Genomic DNA, 17,500 nt, shown 5'->3' on the forward strand with positions numbered 1-17,500 from the left:
CTTAGTGACCTCCCTCTTGTTCATGTGACTCATGTGCATTGTTCTCAAAGTTCATGAAGCTCTTATTGTCATGTTCACCATGTGAAGTAAACGGTGCCAGGAATCTGTCCAATACACCATGGTTCGGATCACCAACATGCTTAAGGTGCGTGATATTGGTGAAGAGGTTGTGTCCTTCAAGTCTCTGGTGTGCCAAAGGATCAAGTGTATAGGTACCGCCACCTACATAGTAGTGTTTTGGATCCGTATGCTTCTCAGGCTTACGTACCTGAACGCCACCCTGGTGTGCCATAATATACTGAGAGATATGAGAATGATCATCTTCAACATCACCAAAGATATTTGCTTCAACCGGACAGACTACCACACATGCCGGCATCATACCACTTTCGATACGGTGTGCACAGTAGGTACATTTATCCGCCGTGTTTGTCTCCGGATCCATATAGATCGCACCATATGGACAGGCCATCATACATCCCGCACATCCGATACATCTATTACTGTCGACATTTACAATACCGTTTTCAAGATAGTGCAGTGCGGATACAGGACAGATACGCTCACATGGCGCGTTCTCACAGTGATTACAACGTAATGGTGTAAATGATCTTGATGTATCAGGGAATGTTCCGATATCAATATACTTTACACGTAAACGCCAAGAGCTTAGCGGAACTTCATTTTCCACTTTACAAGCGATTTCACAACCCTTACAACCCATACATAGGTTAAGGTCAACCAAGAAACCAAGTTTCATGTTTCCTCCTTAAGATTTAGCTAGACTTATGATTTTCATAAGTACCCCTTAAATAGGCTTTTCGGGGTAATTGCATGATATGAGTGTATTGAATTTTGAATAAAAAAATGGTTATTGTGAAGAAAGAAAATTGCTTTTTATTAAAATGTAACTTTTAGGGAACTTTACCTTATAAATAAAATTGTCTTATCTCATCAAATTAAAAAATATTCAACTTGATTAATAATTTTTTCTAATATCTATAATTATTAGAGCTTAAACGAAAACGTTGAACCTTCATCCAGTGTACTTTTTATCTCCAGTTCTGTATTGTGCAGCGCAAGGATTTTTTTCACGATTGAGAGTCCCAGCCCCATTGAATTATCCCAGTTGTGGGTACCCGAGCGATAGAACTTTTTGGTCACTTTCTCGATATCATCTTCAGAGATACCTACGCCTTTGTCACTGACCGAAAAGTTCTCATCGGTGATGATGACCAGAACATCCTCTTTTGAATACTTGAGTCCGTTTTCGATCAGGTTTTTGATCACTATCTCCATCAGGGTACGGTCGGCTTCTATCTCTCGTCCTTCACCCTGTATGATAATTTCCCTGCTCTTATATTTATCATCAAGCAGCGCACTTTTGACCTCTTGCGCAAGACTCAACAGATCAAACCGGCTCTGATGCAACTTTGCTTCACCGCTTTCAAACTTGTTCCAGAGGACCAACCTTCCCAGAAGTGCTTCTATCTTATCTCCGTTATTACAGATTTTTCCCAGAAACTTATCGTGCAGAGAAGCGGGGATATCCTTGTCATCCTGCAGTGTCTGTGCATATCCGATAATGGAAGCGATTGGGTTTCGGAACTCATGGGCGATCGCCGAGATCATATCACCTCTCTGCTTGTTTTTAAGCTTGAGTTTTGCGTTGTAGCGCTGTTTGATCTCTTCTCTCTTTTTTGATTTTTGAAGGACTTTTGTCAGGTTTTCGTTGAGCTGTTCAAACTCTCTGGTAAAAAAATGTTTATCCAGTTCTATCGTATCCACAGTATCCAACATTTTAAGATAGGTATTGATTTTGTTCAGCTCACGCTGCATTTTTGAAGCACCCCTGTAGATCGCATAGACAAAGATCGTCAATGCCAACCAGAGCAAAAAGATAACCAGAGCAAGTGTCATATTATCCGTAATAAAGGTCGCCAGAATCACGGTGAATATGACAAAAACCGTCAGTGACAATGTCACTAACCGTGCCATCACATACTCTGTAAAGTGGGGACGCTCAAATAACATAACCTATCAGTTTTCCTCAACGTCATTGATATAGGTGATAAAGTCAGATGCTTCAAAAAAACCGATCGCTTTTTCCATAATCTCACCTTCAGGTGTCATAAAGAAAGTCGTGGGTGCCGGATAGTATGATTCGGGCAGTATTTTCATTGCTTCGCTGTCGCTTCTCAATACCTTGACAAGAATATAATTCTGAAGACGTTTTTTCACCTCTTGATCCGCCAAAGTCTGCTGCTTCATCTTCTTACACCATCTACAGTGAGAAGCCTCGACCATCAGCACCACATTTTTCTTTTCTGCTTTGGCTTTGGCAAATGCTGTAGCAGTATCCTTTTCCCAATTCAACTCCACGCCAAAAAGTGAACTACTAAAAAGTAATACTATAGCCCACACCGATATCATTTTTCTCATTTAGCTGCCTTTAGTTAAAATTTTTTACCAAATCTTTAAATACCTGATAGAGACCTTCTACCTCATCAATCGAAGTTCTCTCATTGGGCGCATGGATCGTATCGTTGATCACACCGAACTCTACCACATCGATCCCGAATGCTCCCATAAAGCGTGCATCGCTTGTTCCACCTGCGGTAGAAAACTTCGTTTGCACTCCGGTCACCTCTTTGATACTGGAAGTGAGCTTCTCTACGATTTTTGAATCTCTCTTTGTGACAAACGGATAGGATCCCTGCGTTAACTCCAGGGTATAGTCCAGGTCCTTAAAGAGGGTTTCAATGTGTAGTCTAATCTCTTCTTGTGTGGTTTTTGTGGAGTTACGTACATTGAACATCAGTTTGAGTGACCCCGGCGTGACATTAGTCACTTCCATCCCGCCCCGGATATCCGTGATCACCATTTTACTTGGGGCAAAATTTTCATCACCGCTGTCAAGATTGACCCCTGCGATTTTATCCAGGATCGGAGCGATCTGATGTACCGGGTTGATCGCTTTTTCAGGATAAGCCGCATGTCCCTGTTTCCCCTGGATAGTAAGATATCCGTTGATCGATCCCCTGCGTCCGATCTTGATCGCATCACCAAACTTCTCCTCGCAGGTCGGTTCAGCCACGATACAGTAGTCAGGCAGCATACCGGTCTCTTTGAGGTGTTCAAGCATGATCACTGTACCGTACTTCGCATCACCCTCTTCATCCGAGGTTAACAAAAGCGAGAGGCGCCCATCGAATGCATCAATCTCTTTAAGCGCCTGCACAAAGGCAGCCACACCTGATTTCATATCCTGCGCACCGCGGGCATAGATCTTTCCCTCTTTAATGACCGGGACAAAAGGGTTGGTCTCCCACCCGTCACCCGGAGGCACGACATCGACATGACCGGCAAAACAGAGATGGGATCCCTCTCCGAACTTCTTGGTCAGAAAAAGATTTTTTACCCCCTCTCTGTTGACATAGGTAGCCTCAAACCCCTCCAGGTACTCCTCAATAAATTTGAGAGAACCCGCATCATCCGGAGTGATGGATTCATAACTTAATAATTTCATAAAGAGGTCTACGACGTTCATTTATTCTCCTCAGATTTCATAAAACTCTCTATCATAGAGAGATATTCGTGGATATTTTCAAAGCGGTGATTCCCGCCATACTCAACGATCACCTTAAACGTGTTATACTGCTCTTTTGCTACACGGTAGTCCAGTACTTCATCTTCGCTTTGCAAGAGAACAAGATAGCGTGATCTTTGAGGCAAAACGAAAAGTTTTTCAAGCTGTTGCAGATAAAGCGGCTTAAACTCAAACATCTCACCATCACAAAAACGTTCCTGCCATCCTACATAAGGTGCCAATGTTTCCCAGGGTTTGCAAGAGGGGTTGATCAACACGGCAGGGATTTTAAACTTTTCAGCAAGAAAGGTCGCATAAAAGCCGCCCAATGAAGAGCCTACAAGCAGAGAGGGTTTCTCTTCCGAGATCAGCCTTGAGATGGTTTCGATCGCCTCTTGGGGTGCATACGGAAGATCCGGTGAGAGCAGGTTTATACTGCCGAAGTATGCCCCGAGTGCTCTGGATTTATTTCCCTCTCCGCAGGAACCGAAGCCATGCAGATAGAGTATTTTGGACATCCTACTTTTCTATCTCACCGCGATAAGAGACGATACCGCCTGCATGGTTAATCACATGTTCAAGTCCATGCTGTTTAAAGATATGTTGTACCTGTCCGCTTCTGTTTCCGGTACGACAGGTAAAAACGATCGTTTTATCCTTGTTCTCTTCTGCAAACTTCTGAGCCCACTGTCCGAAGGTAGAGGTCGGCAAAAGCTGGTCCACACCCTTGATGTGTCCCATTTTGTACTCCATATCCTCTCTCACATCAACCAGGAGAAAATCTACTTTTCCTTCTGCTCTCTGTTCAAGCAGGGTTTCCAGCTCCTCAGAGTGGATATTGCTTTTGTCTAATGTTGACTGCATAATGTACCTTTAAAATATAGTGACGATAAAATATGTGCGTATTCTATCCACTTTTTTTAAAACTCTTATTTATGGGCTTCAAAGTACTCGGGTGTACAGAAGATCTGACAGTGACAGATACCCTGCTCAGGGATCTCTTTTTCAATCGCCGGTTTACAAGGACAGATACGGTCATCCGAACTTTTGAATTTACCCGGTTTTTGAGGATCCTCTTCTACCATAAAACAGGGACAGAATCTTTTTCCGTAAAGAAGCTTGTGTCTGGCAAGCCCCATGATCACACCTTCATTGACATCCGCATTCGGACTGTAAACCCATCCTTTTGACTCACATACTTTATCTGTAAACTTTTCGGTCTTTTCCATCTCATCTTTAAACTCTTGCGAATTCATATCTAATTGTTGCAACATGCTTTTCCTTTATTATTATTTCTTCATCAACACTCCAGGTAAATACCTGTCACGGTGACATTTCTAAACTAAATTGCTATATAATAAGCAAAAATCTTTAAGAAGCAAGGTTAATTATGCAAATTGATGATAAAGTTTTAGCAAATTTGGAAAAACTTTCACACTTACGTATCGACGAATCAAAAAAAGAAGAGGTCAAAAAGCAACTCACCGAGATTCTTGCCTATGTAGATAACCTCAATGAACTGGACACGGAAACACTCTCCGCTACCTTCTCCACACTGGAAGGCGGAACACCGATGAGAGAGGATCTGCCGCAAGGTGATGACGCTGTGGCAAAAGATATCTTGAGCCATGCTCCACAGGCAAAGGATGATTTCTTTATCGTTCCGGCGATTATTGAATAAGGACGCAAAATGAGCAAAGCCCATTTTTATCTCTTACAAAAAACTCGCCATTTAGGCAATTTTCTTTGCAAGAGATTGTTAACACTGGGTTCTACGACTCAGAATTTAGTTCCTCGCTTGTACTGCACTTTAGGTGCTTGTCCTCAGCGGAGAGCTCACACGGCTAGCCGCGTAAAACAAATTCCACTCAAGGAACTTCCACAATGATCAAAGTATACGGCATCAAAAACTGTGACTCGGTACGCAAAGCGATCAAGTACCTCAAAAGTCATGAATTGGCATTCGAGTTCATAGATTTCAGAGAAACACCTGTATCTGATACTGAGATCGCTAAGTGGCTTGAAGAGAGTGATATAAACACACTCTTCAATACCAGAGGTACAACCTACCGTACCCTCAAGCTTAAAGAACTCAATCTTGATGAAGAGGGGAAAAGAACGTGGTTGGCAAAAGAGAATATGCTGATCAAACGTCCTGTGATCACATTGGACAACGATGTCATCGTTGGGTATAATGAGAGTTTATATAACGAAAAATTACTATAAAGGATAGCCGATGGCAAACTTCGATATCAAAAAACTACTTCAAAGTGTCGTAACACACGGAGCGTCAGATCTTCACCTTGTAAGCCGTACAGAACCGCAGATCAGGCTTGATGGTAAGCTCAAACCGGTCAATCTACCCAAACTTACCGGTGATGATATCGAAGAGATGTGTTACTCCCTGATCACAGAAAAACAGAAACAGGCATTTGAAGAGCATGATGAACTTGACTTTGCACTTTTACTGCCGGGGATCGGGCGTTTCAGGGCAAACTATTATAGAACACTGGGAGATATGGCTGCGGCATTCAGGATCATTCCTATCGATATCCCATCTCTTGATGATCTGGGAGCGCCACAGGTGTACAAGAAACTCGTGAAACGTGAAAAAGGGCTTATCCTGGTTACAGGACCAACAGGTTCAGGTAAATCTACCACGCTTGCAGCCATGCTGAATGAGATCAACGAGACGGAACAGAAACACATCGTTACGGTTGAGGACCCGGTAGAATTTATCCACCAAAATAAAAGATGTGTCTTCTCTCACAGAGGTGTCGGTGAAGATACCAAATCATTTGCTACGGCATTGAAATATGCCATGCGTCAGGATCCGGATATCATCCTGATCGGGGAGATGAGGGACAAAGAGACGATCGAAGCTGCTTTGACTGCGGCAGAAACCGGTCACCTGGTCTTCGGGACGCTGCACACCTCTTCAGCAGCGGGAACCATCAACCGTATTATCGATGTCTTTACCGGGGATGAGCAGCCGCAGATCCGTGCGATGATCTCCACCTCACTGATCGCCGTCATTGCACAGGCACTCCTTCCAAAACTGGGAGGAGGACGTCTTGCGGCATCAGAGATACTTATCACCAACCATGCGATCGCGAACCTGATCCGTGAGGATAAAGTACACCAGATCTACTCCCAAATGCAGTTGGGACAGGGAGATACAGGTATGCAGACGCAGACACAGGCCCTGAAAAAATACCTTAACGAAGGTTTGATCAGCCGTGATGTCGCACTGCAGTTTGCCAACAAACCAAATGAGTTGAACCTATAGGTACTAAGTCTTTTTCGATACAATACGCAAAATAAATTGAGAGTGTAGGAAACAGCATGGATTTTTCAATGGAAAACTTTTCAATGGTTGACTTCAACTATTTTGATGTGACGATAGGCGCAATCATCCTTATACTGGGGATCAAGGGCTTTTTAAATGGTTTCATCAAAGAGGTTTTTGGCTTGGCGGGACTGGTAGGCGGTGTCTACTTCGCTTCACGTCTCTCAGAAAAAGCTGCCGACTTTATCGAAGCGAACTTCCTCCAACTCGATAACACTGCCATCCTTAAACTCATCGGTTTTCTTGCAGTTTTGATCATTATCTGGTCTGGGGCAACCATGCTTGGTGCGCTCTTGTCAAAACTCACCTCTGCAAGCGGGCTTGGTTTTATCAACCGTCTTTTGGGATTGATCGTCGGCGGAGGAAAATATTTCATTATCTTTGCTCTGATCATCACGGCGCTTTCCAATGTTAAACTTCTTAAAGAGAAAGTGGCAACCTATACGCAAGATAGTCAGCTCTACCCTTACCTCAATGCGACCGGTTCTTATCTGATCAACCTTGATACAAAATCATTGGGTATCGAGCCAACTGCCTTTACCGATAAGAATGAAACCAATACTTCATCAGGGTTATCCCAAGCAATTACAGTTGCAGAAGATAACAGCAGCAACCCAGCGGCAGAGTAAAAAGGCAGATGATGATCTCCTATCCTGAACTATTAGAAAAGTTTAAAGTGATACTCAGACAAAACGCTCTTAAGTTTACGAAGCAGAGAGAGCTCATTTTAAAATTTTTGTATGAGAATGAAGATCATTATACTCCGGAAGAGATCTATATGCTGATAAAACAACAGCATCCGGAGATCAACATCGGTATCGCCACTGTCTATCGTACCTTAACCCTTCTGGAAGAGTCTAAGATCGTCAGTTCGATCTCTTTTGGCATACAGGGCAAAAAGTATGAGTTGGGGCTTAAAAAACATCACGACCATCTCATTTGTACCAAGTGCGGAGATATCATTGAATTTTATGATGATACGATAGAGAAACGTCAGGAGGCGATCGCTGAGAAGTTTAACTTCAAGATGACAGGCCATACCATGAAGATCGAAGGCATATGTGAAGATTGCCAGGAAGAAGAAGCAGAAGAGTAATACTTCTCAAAAAAAAGAACTAACTTACAATAGGAGCCACTTTGATATTTGATAATCAATATATCCAGGAACGTATCAAAAAAACAGAAAAATTGAGAGAAGAGGGAATCAACCCTTATCCTAACCAGATCCAAAAAGGGATACCTTCAAAAACATTTCTCAGTGAAAATGAAGACCTTCTTACCATGGATGCAGAGGTCAAAAAAGATGAGTCAAGGGAGTATACCCTGACAGGACGTATCAAGTTCGTACGTATCATGGGTAAAGCGGCATTTGCAAAGATAGAAGACAGTGAGGGTCTTGTACAGCTTTACTACAACCGTGATGACCTTCCGGAAGGGTACTACAACAATATCGTCAAAAAGCTTTTTGAGGTCGGGGATATCATTGAAGCAAAGGGGTTTCCATTTGTCACACAGACAGGTGAGATCACCCTTCACTGTAAAGCACTCAATCTCGTCAGCAAAGCGATCTCTCCGCTGCCGGAGAAGTTCCACGGGCTGCAGGATCCTGAACTCCGTTACCGTCAACGCTATCTTGATATGATCATGAATGCCGAAGTCAAAGAGACCTTTGTGATGAGAAGCAAGATCGTATCACTGGTCAGAAGATTCTTTGAAGAGAAGAACTTCCTTGAGGTGGAGACACCGATGATGCACCCGATCCCCGGTGGGGCAAATGCCAGACCGTTTATCACGCATCACAATGCACTCGATGTGGAAAGATACCTTCGTATCGCTCCTGAACTCTACCTCAAACGTCTGATCGTAGGGGGGATGGAAGCGGTCTTTGAGATCAACCGTAACTTTAGAAATGAAGGGATGGACCATACACATAACCCTGAATTTACGATGATCGAATTCTATTGGGCATACCACAGATATGATGATCTTATGAAGATCACAGAAGCGCTCTTTGACTACCTCTTTGACAACCTTGGGCTTGAGAGAAAACTCCCATACGGTGAAATGGAGATCGACTTCTCTACACCGTTTGCGAAAGTGCCGTATATTGAGTCCCTGACAACGATCGGTGGTGTTCCTGCAGAGATCACGGGTGACAAAGAGAAGATCATTGCCTACCTGAAAGAGCATAAGATCGAGGTGGATCCTAACCTTACGCTTGGATACCTCCAGGCTGAACTTTTTGATGAGTTTGTCGAAGGTAAACTGATCAACCCGACCTATATCACTGACTTCCCTGTAGATATCTCGCCGCTTGCACGAAGAAGTGATGACAATCCTAATATCGCAGAGCGTTTTGAACTCTTTATGGCAGGGAAAGAGATCGCCAACGGTTTCTCGGAGCTTAACGACCCGATCGACCAGTACGAAAGATTTAAAGGCCAGGTTGACGCGAAAGAGACAACAGGTGATGATGAAGCGATGCATATGGATACCGACTATGTCAAAGCACTCAGCTACGGTATGACTCCGACAGCGGGTGAAGGTATCGGTATCGACCGTCTTGTGATGATGCTTACCAACCAGCACTCTATCCGTGATGTACTCCTCTTCCCTGCGATGAAACCGGAAGTACCGCGTCCGGAACTGCAACCGCTTTGCGATGTAGAGAACCTATGTAAAAAGTGCGGTCATGATGTTGCTGAGGAACTCAAGCCTGCCAAAAAAGGTAAAGGGATGTTCTGTATCGATGTCAATGCGTGTAAAGAGAGAGCAAAAAATAAAAAATAGAAGCACGTGGAGATCAAACGATCTCCACGATTATTCATCTTCAGGATGGTCTACTGCATCCTCCAATGTCTTCCAGCGTGTCGTCACGACTGCAGCACCGGTCCCACCTACTTTTGAACAGGTAAATTTTACTGATAGATCCATATCTTCTACCCTGCACTCTTCAATTATACTATTGTCAGTGATATAGAGAAGTGCACCGTCTATGTAATACTCACTTGTCGTATTCTCATCTAAGACATCATCTCCCTCAATAAAATCACCATCATAAAAATATCTCAATTTGTGAAGTGTGCCATTGCCGTCGAAGAACTCTTTATAGTATTTCTCATCTGCACTGATGTATCGATAGAAGTCTTGATCCTCAATGATCTCTGCAATACCTGTGGAGCTTCCGGAACCTCCGCCTCCACACCCTACCATCAAAAGTGCTATGGCGCTTAACCCTGCCGCTAAATAATTTTTCATCTCTTCTCCTTTTTTATGTTCAATGAATCACAATAATACAATACAATGTATTACATTTTGATATCAACTTCAAATGAATCCATCTATAGTGCTCTCCTCTCTCCTTAAGTCACCTTTCACTATACTCTTGCATAGCAGCAACCCCAAGAAAGGAGTAGAACATGCGTGAACACTTTGACAGGACTTCATTGGTTGTCATTGTCGTGACCTTTATACTTTTTACACTGGCACTCTTCACCAAAGGTTTTACACATGACCTTTTGCTGGAAGCGGGAGTCTTTCTGGTCTCTGTAAAACTGATCATTATGGCTTACAAAAACAGTGTTGCGAACAAAAAGATCATAGAGAAGCTTGAGAGGATCAACCAGATTCTAGAGGATGGAGAAGATAAAGAGAAGTAATTCAATGGGCAAATAATACCTACTTTCATAATATCCTTAGCCGAAATTTGCTATAAATACATTCAATAATTTACCCACCGATATCATCGGGAAAAGGAATAACATGTCATACGCAATGGAAACTTTCGACCCGGAAATTTTTGAGGCGATTAATAACGAGCTTGAGAGACAAACGGATCACCTTGAGATGATCGCATCTGAGAACTTCACGATCCCTGCTGTAATGGAAGCAATGGGTTCGGTATTTACAAATAAATATGCTGAGGGTTACCCGTATAAAAGATACTATGGTGGATGTGAATACGCAGACGTAGTAGAACAACTCGCGATCGATAGAGCGTGTGAACTATTTGACTGTAAGTTTGCCAATGTACAGCCACACTCAGGATCACAGGCGAACGGTGCAGTCTATGCGGCATTGCTTAAAGCCGGAGAGAAGATCCTCGGTATGGACCTTAGCCATGGTGGTCACCTTACTCACGGTTCCAAGCCGAGCTTCTCAGGGAAAAACTACCAAAGTTTCACTTACGGTGTAGAGCTGGATGGTCGTATCAACTATGAGAGAGTGATGGATATCGCTAAAATCGTACAGCCAAAGATCATCGTATGTGGTGCTTCTGCATACGCTAGAGAGATCGACTTCAAAAAGTTCCGTGAGATCGCAGATGAAGTAGGCGCGATCCTTTTTGCCGATATCGCACACATCGCAGGACTTGTAGCAGCCGGTGAGCACCCTAGCCCATTCCCGTATGCAGATGTAGTGACTACGACAACACACAAGACACTTGCAGGACCTCGTGGCGGTATGATCATGACCAATGATGAGGAGATCGCGAAGAAAGTTAACTCAGCGATCTTCCCGGGACTTCAAGGTGGTCCGCTGGTACATGTAGTGGCAGCAAAAGCAGTCGGTTTCAAACATAACCTAAGCGATGCATGGAAAGTCTATGCAAAACAGGTGAAAGCGAATGCAGCCGTACTTGCAGAGGTACTGATGAAGAGAGGATATGATGTGGTCTCTGACGGTACAGACAACCACCTTGTACTCCTTTCATTCCTGAACAAAGAGTTCTCAGGGAAAGATGCGGATGCAGCACTTGGTGCTGCAGGTATCACAGTCAACAAAAACACGGTTCCAGGTGAGACAAGAAGCCCGTTTGTCACTTCAGGTGTACGTATCGGTTCTCCTGCACTTACAAGCAGAGGGATGAAAGAAGCAGAGTTTGAGATCATTGCAAACAAGATCGCTGATGTACTTGACAATATCAATGATGCAGAGCTTCACGCGAAGATCAAAGAAGAGATGAAAGAGCTTGCTTCAAACTTCAAAATCTACGACAAACCGATTTATTAATGATCGTTCATTTAAAGTACTGCTTTAACACGTCATCCTCGTGCGCGACACGGGGATCCACACATTATAGTCAATCAACTTCTAGATTCCCGATCTCAGTCGGGAAGGTCAGAAACTTTTTATCTGACTTAACGACACTATCTCTCAAGGTCAAATAGTTGAAAATATTTGACCTCGACCTTTTTGACAGCCACTACTATATCAAACGCAATCACATCGTAGAACAGATACCGTTCAACAACCGTACTTTTTATGCCAAGTTTGAACATATAGACGAACCGCTCACCCAATTACTGCTGGATCAACATCTTCAAAGAGAGTATACCATCGCCGCACCTTTGCTAAAAAATGGATATACCAACTACCTGGTGATCGAATACAAGGGTGAAGAGTACCAGAGATTTCATCATCTTATCAAACACCTTTTTAGCACATTGGGTATAGAGAACTATCATATCTATCAGGGTAAGAGCGAAGAGCGCATTCAGGTCTTTATCGAGGTAGACCATCTGAGTCTGGACGAGGCAGATAAGCAGCTAAAAGAACTCTCTGAGATGTTGAAAGCGAAGTTAATGAAGAAGTGGAAATGTCTACCTGACAGCTCTTTGCCTGAGGCATATAATATCGTTACCCTCCCCTATAAAAAACTATAGATAACCTTCCCTCATAAATGAGGAGAAAAGAATACTGAGTACACCAGACTTTACATCTGTCCATAATCAGCTATATAGTTAAATATGATATAATCAAACTAAATTTATTTTGGAGAGTTTTTCTGCTATGAACGATCATAATCTTGATGACCTCATCATCGACGAAATAGAACCTGCACAATCCAATAAAGCAAAAAGTTTTCTGACAATTATCGCACTGGCAATTGTTGTACTGATCGTTTCCATTATCTTTACTAAAGTCATGCTCAAAGCGCCGGAACAGGAAGAGCTTCTTTTTGAACAAAATGAGACAGAACTGATCAGCCCGGACCTTACACTGCAGAGTGCTCCGGAGCCTCAAGAAGAGAGTGAAGAACCGATAGCAGCGACAAAAGAAGAGAACGGGCTCAAGATTCCTGAAGAGATGGCGGTTGAAAAAGTAACGGAGAAGATCCCTGCACCGAAAGAAGAGGTGGCTGAAGCACCTCAAGAAGCTGTAACAGTAGAGCAGCCGGAGGAAGTAGAGAAGCCGGTAAATGTACCGGCTCCAAAACCTCTGGAGACAGAAACGGAACCGATACCGGCAACGATGCCAAAACCTGTAGAAGAGAAATCAACAGATATTCTGAATATCGTGGAGGAACCTGCCAAAACCGAACCAAAGCCAATACAGCCAATACAACAAACGGTTCAAAGACCAACAAATACCATCACACAGACGGTACAAACACAGAGACCTGCCAATGTGATCACCAGACCGCATGAAACACATACAAAATACACTTCCCGCGGCAACTATTATATCCAGGTGGGTGCCTTTAGCCAAACGCCAAACAAACGTTTCCTGGCTAAAATCACCAGAAACGGTTTCACCTATACCATTACAAAAAGAAGTCCAAGAGGACTAAAAAAACTCCTCATCGGACCATACTCAAATCAAAAATCTGCAGAACGTGCGCTTATCAAGGTCCAAAAGCTTATCAATAAGCGTGCTTTCCTGCTAAAGAAGAAGTAATTATGCATAAAACAATACTATTTGACCAACTCACACCGGTAGCACTTTACGGGAAGATCAAAACACTCTTTCCCGGAGAGGTCACCATGCTCTTTGAAAGCGTCGTCAACACAGCGGATGGAAATTTTTCCTTTATTACCATAGGGGCACAGGAGCGTCTCAGCTATAAAGAGAAAACTACATGTTACACAGATCAGAGCGGAAGGGTTCAGAACCTCACAGAGAGCCCTTTTAGTTTTTTAAAATCCTACTATGCCTCTTTGGACCAGGCAGCGTATCAGGCAAAAGCGTCAGAGGTCGGATTCTCTTTTGTAGACGGTTTTATCGGTTTCATCGGCTACGATATGGTAAAGGTCTTTGAGCCGGTTCTGGAAAAAAGTATGGATAATCTGCACGATCCACTGGACACACCGGATATGGACCTCGTACGCCCATCGATCATCATCGCCTACTCGCACAAAAGTGCAAAGCTCACGCTTATTCTCAACGATGAACGTCTAAGCAATGAGTTCAACGAGATCGAAAAGTCCCTTACCGATATATGTACACCGATGCCTCTTATTCCGGTAGAACTGGAAGGCGAAGGTGAGTTCAGTATCGAAGAGGAACGTTTCAAGCAGATGGTTGATGAGTGTAAAGAGAATATCCGTGCAGGAGATATCTTCCAGATACTGCTTGCCAACCGTTATACGCAGAGGGGGAAGATCGATCCGCTGAGTTTTTACAGGATCCTTCGTTCCAAGAACCCTTCACCGTATCTCTTCCTGCTTGATTATGAGGAGTTCTCTATCTGCGGTTCAAGTCCTGAGGTCATGGTACGGCTTACAAACGGTGAGATCCTTCTGCGTCCGATCGCAGGTACACGCAAAAGAGGGAAGACACACCAAAGGGACAAAGAGCTTGAAGCGGAACTGCTGGCTGATCCAAAAGAGCGTGCGGAACACCTGATGCTCATCGATCTTGGACGGAACGACGTAGGACGTGTAGCCAAAGTAGGAACGGTACAGGTGACCGAGATGATGCGCGTAGAGAGATACTCCCATGTCATGCACCTGGTCTCTGATGTAGAGGCGATGATCGCTGAGGATAAAGATATGTTCGACCTCTTTGCTGCAACATTTACAGCCGGGACGATGACAGGGGCACCGAAGATCAAAGCGATGGAGCTGATCGCAGAGTATGAGGGGCTTAAACGCGGATTCTACTCCGGGTCCGTAGGTTACTTCTCGTTCAACGGTAATATGGACTCCTCTATCGCCATCCGTACCTCGTTGATCAAACCTGACTCGATCACCCTGCAGGCAGGGGCAGGAGTCGTAGCAGACTCTATCCCTGAACTTGAGTATCTTGAGGTGAAGAATAAACTCGGAGCTCTTCTGGCAACCCTCCAAGAGATGGAAACCCTCTAAAAGTCATTTTCACTATCTGCGCGTTAAAAGTCCGGTCACGCTATCCGGACTCTGCACGCTTCTAAAGACTTCTCTCCTGATAAAAAACGATTCATCTGAATAGTGAAAACCATGGCTGTAAAGTCTCTGCGATCCGCTTGTAAATTGCGTGGGGAAAAGCTAAGAAGAGGTAAGGGTTTACCTTACTCTCTCTATTGTAGGTGTTAGTGTTTGGTCTGCAAGAGACTAAAATTTCATACTCAACCCTGCGGTAACCATACGTCCCTGGTTAACCGTGATTGAAAGATCTTCAGCATCAAATACACCGTCTTCATTTCTGTCACTGCTTGATCTGGCAGTGTTGTAATACTGCTTGTCAAAGATATTGTCTACCCTGGCAAACATACGTACTTCATATCCGTTAAACTTCGTTTTATAATCTACCCCAAGATCCAACGTAGCATGACCGCCGATTTTTATTTGATTCAAATCATCAGCATAATAGTTTGATTTTGCATTGATCTCGGTTGTAAACTTTAAATTATCTGTTGCCAGATACTCTGTAATAATATTGAACTGATGTTTGGAAGTTCTCGGGATCGTGTTACCTGTAACGTCATAATAGTATACAGGTGCAGTTGACCAGGAGGTACTCTCCCCCATTGCGATACCGAAGTTTTTATAGTCTGTATATTCAGCATCCAGATAGGTATATGCAAGATTGAAATTGAGATGTTTCATCAGCTGACCGCTTACAGCAAGTTCCAACCCTCTATGTCTCGCCCCGCCGATGTTATCCCACATCTCTACGATACTGCCGTCACTCTCCCCATAGTTACCCGTGGTCTTCATGATATAGTCTTTTCTATCAAGCTGAAAGAGTGACACATCATAGGTGATTCCGCTTTTTATCGCCCTGACCCCTACCTCATAGTTGAGAGATTTTTCAGGATCCAGATCCGGGTTGTTTTGCGTATCCCCCCATGTACTGACATCACCGGCATAGAGTTGCTGTACAGTCGGTGCCCTAAATCCTGTAGAGAAGTTGGCATAGAATGCGGTATTGTCATTGAATTGATAGTTGGTACCCAGCCTATAGGACCACACGTTAAAGTCTTCCTTGTAAGCGTTATCCAGATAGTCTGAATAATCCAACTTGATCAAATCATATCGAAGGTTAGAGGTCACACTCCACTTTTTACTGAGTGCATACTTGTATTCGCCATAGAGGGCAAAGACCTTTTCATCTGTAGCACTGTCACTCTTGAAATCTCCCGGTTGGTAGTAGTCCGGATAGACACCTGCGCTCGGTCCTCCGTAGACTACAAGTGCCTGGGCTACCCTATAGGTGCTTTTATTCTTATACTCATTCGACCGAAGATCCAGACCTAGAAGTGTTGCATGAGATTCAGATGCTGTTCTGTATTCACTTTTAATTCCTCTTTGTGTCTGTTCATAGTAGTTATTGTAAACATAGTCATTATCATCAAAATAGTCTTGCTTCGTACCGTTCGCATCTTTGGTCTGTGGTGCAGATATGAACTCTGTGTCATCTGTATAGACATAGGCGTTGACAAGAAGGTTTGAGTTATCTTCAAAATCCTTGGAGTACGTGGCAAAGAACTTACCGAGTTCAACATCAAAATCTCTGGTATAGTCACGGCTATCCTGGTCTCCGAGATAAATCGATTTAGGATTGTTCGCAGCCTCAGTCGCTCCCCCGACCGTACCGTGAGAATCCTTTTCCCTTTTGGAGTACTCTGCACCAAAAGTGATATCCGATGTTTCATCTATATAGTATTGCAGTTTACCGTTAAGGTATTTTGCCGAATAATCAGAGTCCTCATGATACCCGTCCGCTTTTCTCTCGCTGGCTTGAAGATGAAAACTCAAATCCTCATTTGAATAACCGGTTCTTGCCAAAAGTTTCTGATAACCGAAACTCCCCTTTTCAACAGAGACAAAATTATGATCATACTTTGCACCCTTCTTGGTCGTAATAATCACAGCCCCACTTAACGCATCATCACCAAAGAGATAAGAGGCACCGCCTTTGATCACCTTGATGCTTTCGATATTGTCAAGATCGATATTGACACTTCCTGTTCTTTCAAATACAGGTACACCGTCGATCACCACTGCAACTCCCGGTTTTTCACCCATGTACATCTGGTTTTCGACCCCTCTGATATGTATCTTTAACGAATCCCCTGTCGTTACTTCTGATGTGATCCCCGGAATGGATCTTAATACTTCGTTAATATTTGTCGCATGTGCTTCCTCAACCTTTTCCCCGCTGATGGTTGTCACTGATGAAGCTTCTCCCTTCTTTGCTTCAAACTTATCATCAATGGTTGATGAATAAATCTGAATCTCCCCCAGATCTTCCGTTGCATTCACAGCTGACAGGCCCAATAAAAGGCTTGAAACAACTATCCCCGTCTTTACTCTTTCCATTTTTTCCTTTCCTCCTTAAAGCGTAAAAGAGTTGTA

The 17,500-nt window shown here is 43.5% G+C and carries 20 protein-coding genes; 11 read left to right on the forward strand and 9 right to left on the reverse strand.

What is annotated here, in order from left to right; translation table 11 throughout:
- Window position 1: 1 nt before the first annotated feature.
- The 7 genes from AC4JOV_RS10530 to AC4JOV_RS10560 form a co-directional block, all read right to left on the reverse strand.
- Complete coding sequence (locus tag AC4JOV_RS10530; RefSeq protein ID WP_229937633.1) at window positions 2–760, reverse strand: 4Fe-4S dicluster domain-containing protein; 759 nt, start codon at window positions 758–760, stop codon at window positions 2–4.
- Window positions 761–1,008: 248 nt separating this feature from the next.
- Window positions 1,009–1,998, reverse strand: coding sequence for a sensor histidine kinase (locus AC4JOV_RS10535; protein ID WP_491522151.1), 990 nt, complete (start codon window positions 1,996–1,998; stop codon window positions 1,009–1,011).
- A 42-nt stretch (window positions 1,999–2,040) separates the two neighbouring features.
- Window positions 2,041–2,442, reverse strand: a complete 402-nt coding sequence (locus AC4JOV_RS10540; protein ID WP_229937631.1) for a thioredoxin family protein — start codon at window positions 2,440–2,442, stop codon at window positions 2,041–2,043.
- A gap of 10 nt (window positions 2,443–2,452) precedes the next feature.
- On the reverse strand, window positions 2,453–3,550 hold the full coding sequence (gene dapE / locus AC4JOV_RS10545; RefSeq protein ID WP_229937630.1) for a succinyl-diaminopimelate desuccinylase: 1,098 nt from the start codon (window positions 3,548–3,550) through the stop codon (window positions 2,453–2,455).
- The gene (locus tag AC4JOV_RS10550) at window positions 3,547–4,107 is read right to left on the reverse strand and encodes a YqiA/YcfP family alpha/beta fold hydrolase (RefSeq protein WP_229937629.1); all 561 of its coding nucleotides are present in this window, start codon (window positions 4,105–4,107) and stop codon (window positions 3,547–3,549) included. The genes dapE and AC4JOV_RS10550 overlap by 4 nt, the downstream gene beginning before the upstream one ends.
- A gap of 1 nt (window position 4,108) precedes the next feature.
- Entirely contained in the window at window positions 4,109–4,453 is a 345-nt protein-coding gene (locus AC4JOV_RS10555) for a rhodanese-like domain-containing protein (RefSeq protein WP_229937628.1), read from the reverse strand.
- 65 nt (window positions 4,454–4,518) lie between these two features.
- Entirely contained in the window at window positions 4,519–4,863 is a 345-nt protein-coding gene (locus AC4JOV_RS10560; RefSeq protein WP_229937627.1) for a ferredoxin-thioredoxin reductase catalytic domain-containing protein, read from the reverse strand.
- Window positions 4,864–4,979: 116 nt separating this feature from the next.
- On the opposite strand from AC4JOV_RS10560, the gene gatC reads away from it, so the two are divergent.
- The 6 genes from gatC to lysS all read left to right on the forward strand — a co-directional run bounded on the left by gatC (window position 4,980) and on the right by lysS (window position 9,728).
- Window positions 4,980–5,270 (forward strand): Asp-tRNA(Asn)/Glu-tRNA(Gln) amidotransferase subunit GatC, encoded by a 291-nt coding sequence (gene gatC, locus AC4JOV_RS10565; RefSeq protein ID WP_229937626.1) that lies wholly within the window; start codon window positions 4,980–4,982, stop codon window positions 5,268–5,270.
- A 203-nt stretch (window positions 5,271–5,473) separates the two neighbouring features.
- Complete coding sequence (locus AC4JOV_RS10570; RefSeq protein WP_229937625.1) at window positions 5,474–5,815, forward strand: arsenate reductase family protein; 342 nt, start codon at window positions 5,474–5,476, stop codon at window positions 5,813–5,815.
- Window positions 5,816–5,825: 10 nt separating this feature from the next.
- Entirely contained in the window at window positions 5,826–6,878 is a 1,053-nt protein-coding gene (locus AC4JOV_RS10575; protein WP_229937624.1) for a type IV pilus twitching motility protein PilT, read from the forward strand.
- Window positions 6,879–6,934: 56 nt separating this feature from the next.
- A complete protein-coding gene (locus tag AC4JOV_RS10580) occupies window positions 6,935–7,567 on the forward strand; it encodes a CvpA family protein (RefSeq protein WP_229937623.1) in 633 nt (210 codons plus the stop codon).
- A gap of 11 nt (window positions 7,568–7,578) precedes the next feature.
- Window positions 7,579–8,034, forward strand: coding sequence for a Fur family transcriptional regulator (locus tag AC4JOV_RS10585; protein WP_404820158.1), 456 nt, complete (start codon window positions 7,579–7,581; stop codon window positions 8,032–8,034).
- A 41-nt stretch (window positions 8,035–8,075) separates the two neighbouring features.
- A complete protein-coding gene (gene lysS, locus AC4JOV_RS10590) occupies window positions 8,076–9,728 on the forward strand; it encodes a lysine--tRNA ligase (protein WP_229937621.1) in 1,653 nt (550 codons plus the stop codon).
- Between the two features lie 30 nt (window positions 9,729–9,758).
- Here lysS and AC4JOV_RS10595 read toward each other — a convergent pair whose 3' ends face one another.
- Window positions 9,759–10,196, reverse strand: a complete 438-nt coding sequence (locus AC4JOV_RS10595; protein WP_229937620.1) for a hypothetical protein — start codon at window positions 10,194–10,196, stop codon at window positions 9,759–9,761.
- Between the two features lie 161 nt (window positions 10,197–10,357).
- Between AC4JOV_RS10595 and AC4JOV_RS10600 the strand changes: the two genes are divergently transcribed.
- The 5 genes from AC4JOV_RS10600 (at window position 10,358) to AC4JOV_RS10620 (ending at window position 15,028) form a co-directional block, all read left to right on the forward strand.
- Window positions 10,358–10,597: a hypothetical protein gene (locus AC4JOV_RS10600; protein WP_229937619.1), complete on the forward strand. Its 240-nt coding sequence runs from the start codon at window positions 10,358–10,360 to the stop codon at window positions 10,595–10,597.
- A gap of 103 nt (window positions 10,598–10,700) precedes the next feature.
- The gene (locus AC4JOV_RS10605; protein WP_229937618.1) at window positions 10,701–11,951 is read left to right on the forward strand and encodes a serine hydroxymethyltransferase; all 1,251 of its coding nucleotides are present in this window, start codon (window positions 10,701–10,703) and stop codon (window positions 11,949–11,951) included.
- A 158-nt stretch (window positions 11,952–12,109) separates the two neighbouring features.
- Window positions 12,110–12,604 (forward strand): DUF1882 domain-containing protein, encoded by a 495-nt coding sequence (locus AC4JOV_RS10610; RefSeq protein ID WP_229937617.1) that lies wholly within the window; start codon window positions 12,110–12,112, stop codon window positions 12,602–12,604.
- A gap of 127 nt (window positions 12,605–12,731) precedes the next feature.
- A complete protein-coding gene (locus tag AC4JOV_RS10615) occupies window positions 12,732–13,619 on the forward strand; it encodes an SPOR domain-containing protein (protein WP_229937616.1) in 888 nt (295 codons plus the stop codon).
- Between the two features lie 2 nt (window positions 13,620–13,621).
- Window positions 13,622–15,028, forward strand: a complete 1,407-nt coding sequence (locus tag AC4JOV_RS10620; RefSeq protein ID WP_229937615.1) for an anthranilate synthase component I family protein — start codon at window positions 13,622–13,624, stop codon at window positions 15,026–15,028.
- Window positions 15,029–15,253: 225 nt separating this feature from the next.
- Here AC4JOV_RS10620 and AC4JOV_RS10625 read toward each other — a convergent pair whose 3' ends face one another.
- Window positions 15,254–17,464: a TonB-dependent receptor gene (locus AC4JOV_RS10625; protein ID WP_229937614.1), complete on the reverse strand. Its 2,211-nt coding sequence runs from the start codon at window positions 17,462–17,464 to the stop codon at window positions 15,254–15,256.
- Between the last annotated feature and the right edge of the window lie 36 nt (window positions 17,465–17,500).

The sequence above is a fragment of the Sulfurovum sp. MH2-6 genome, from assembly GCF_058374785.1.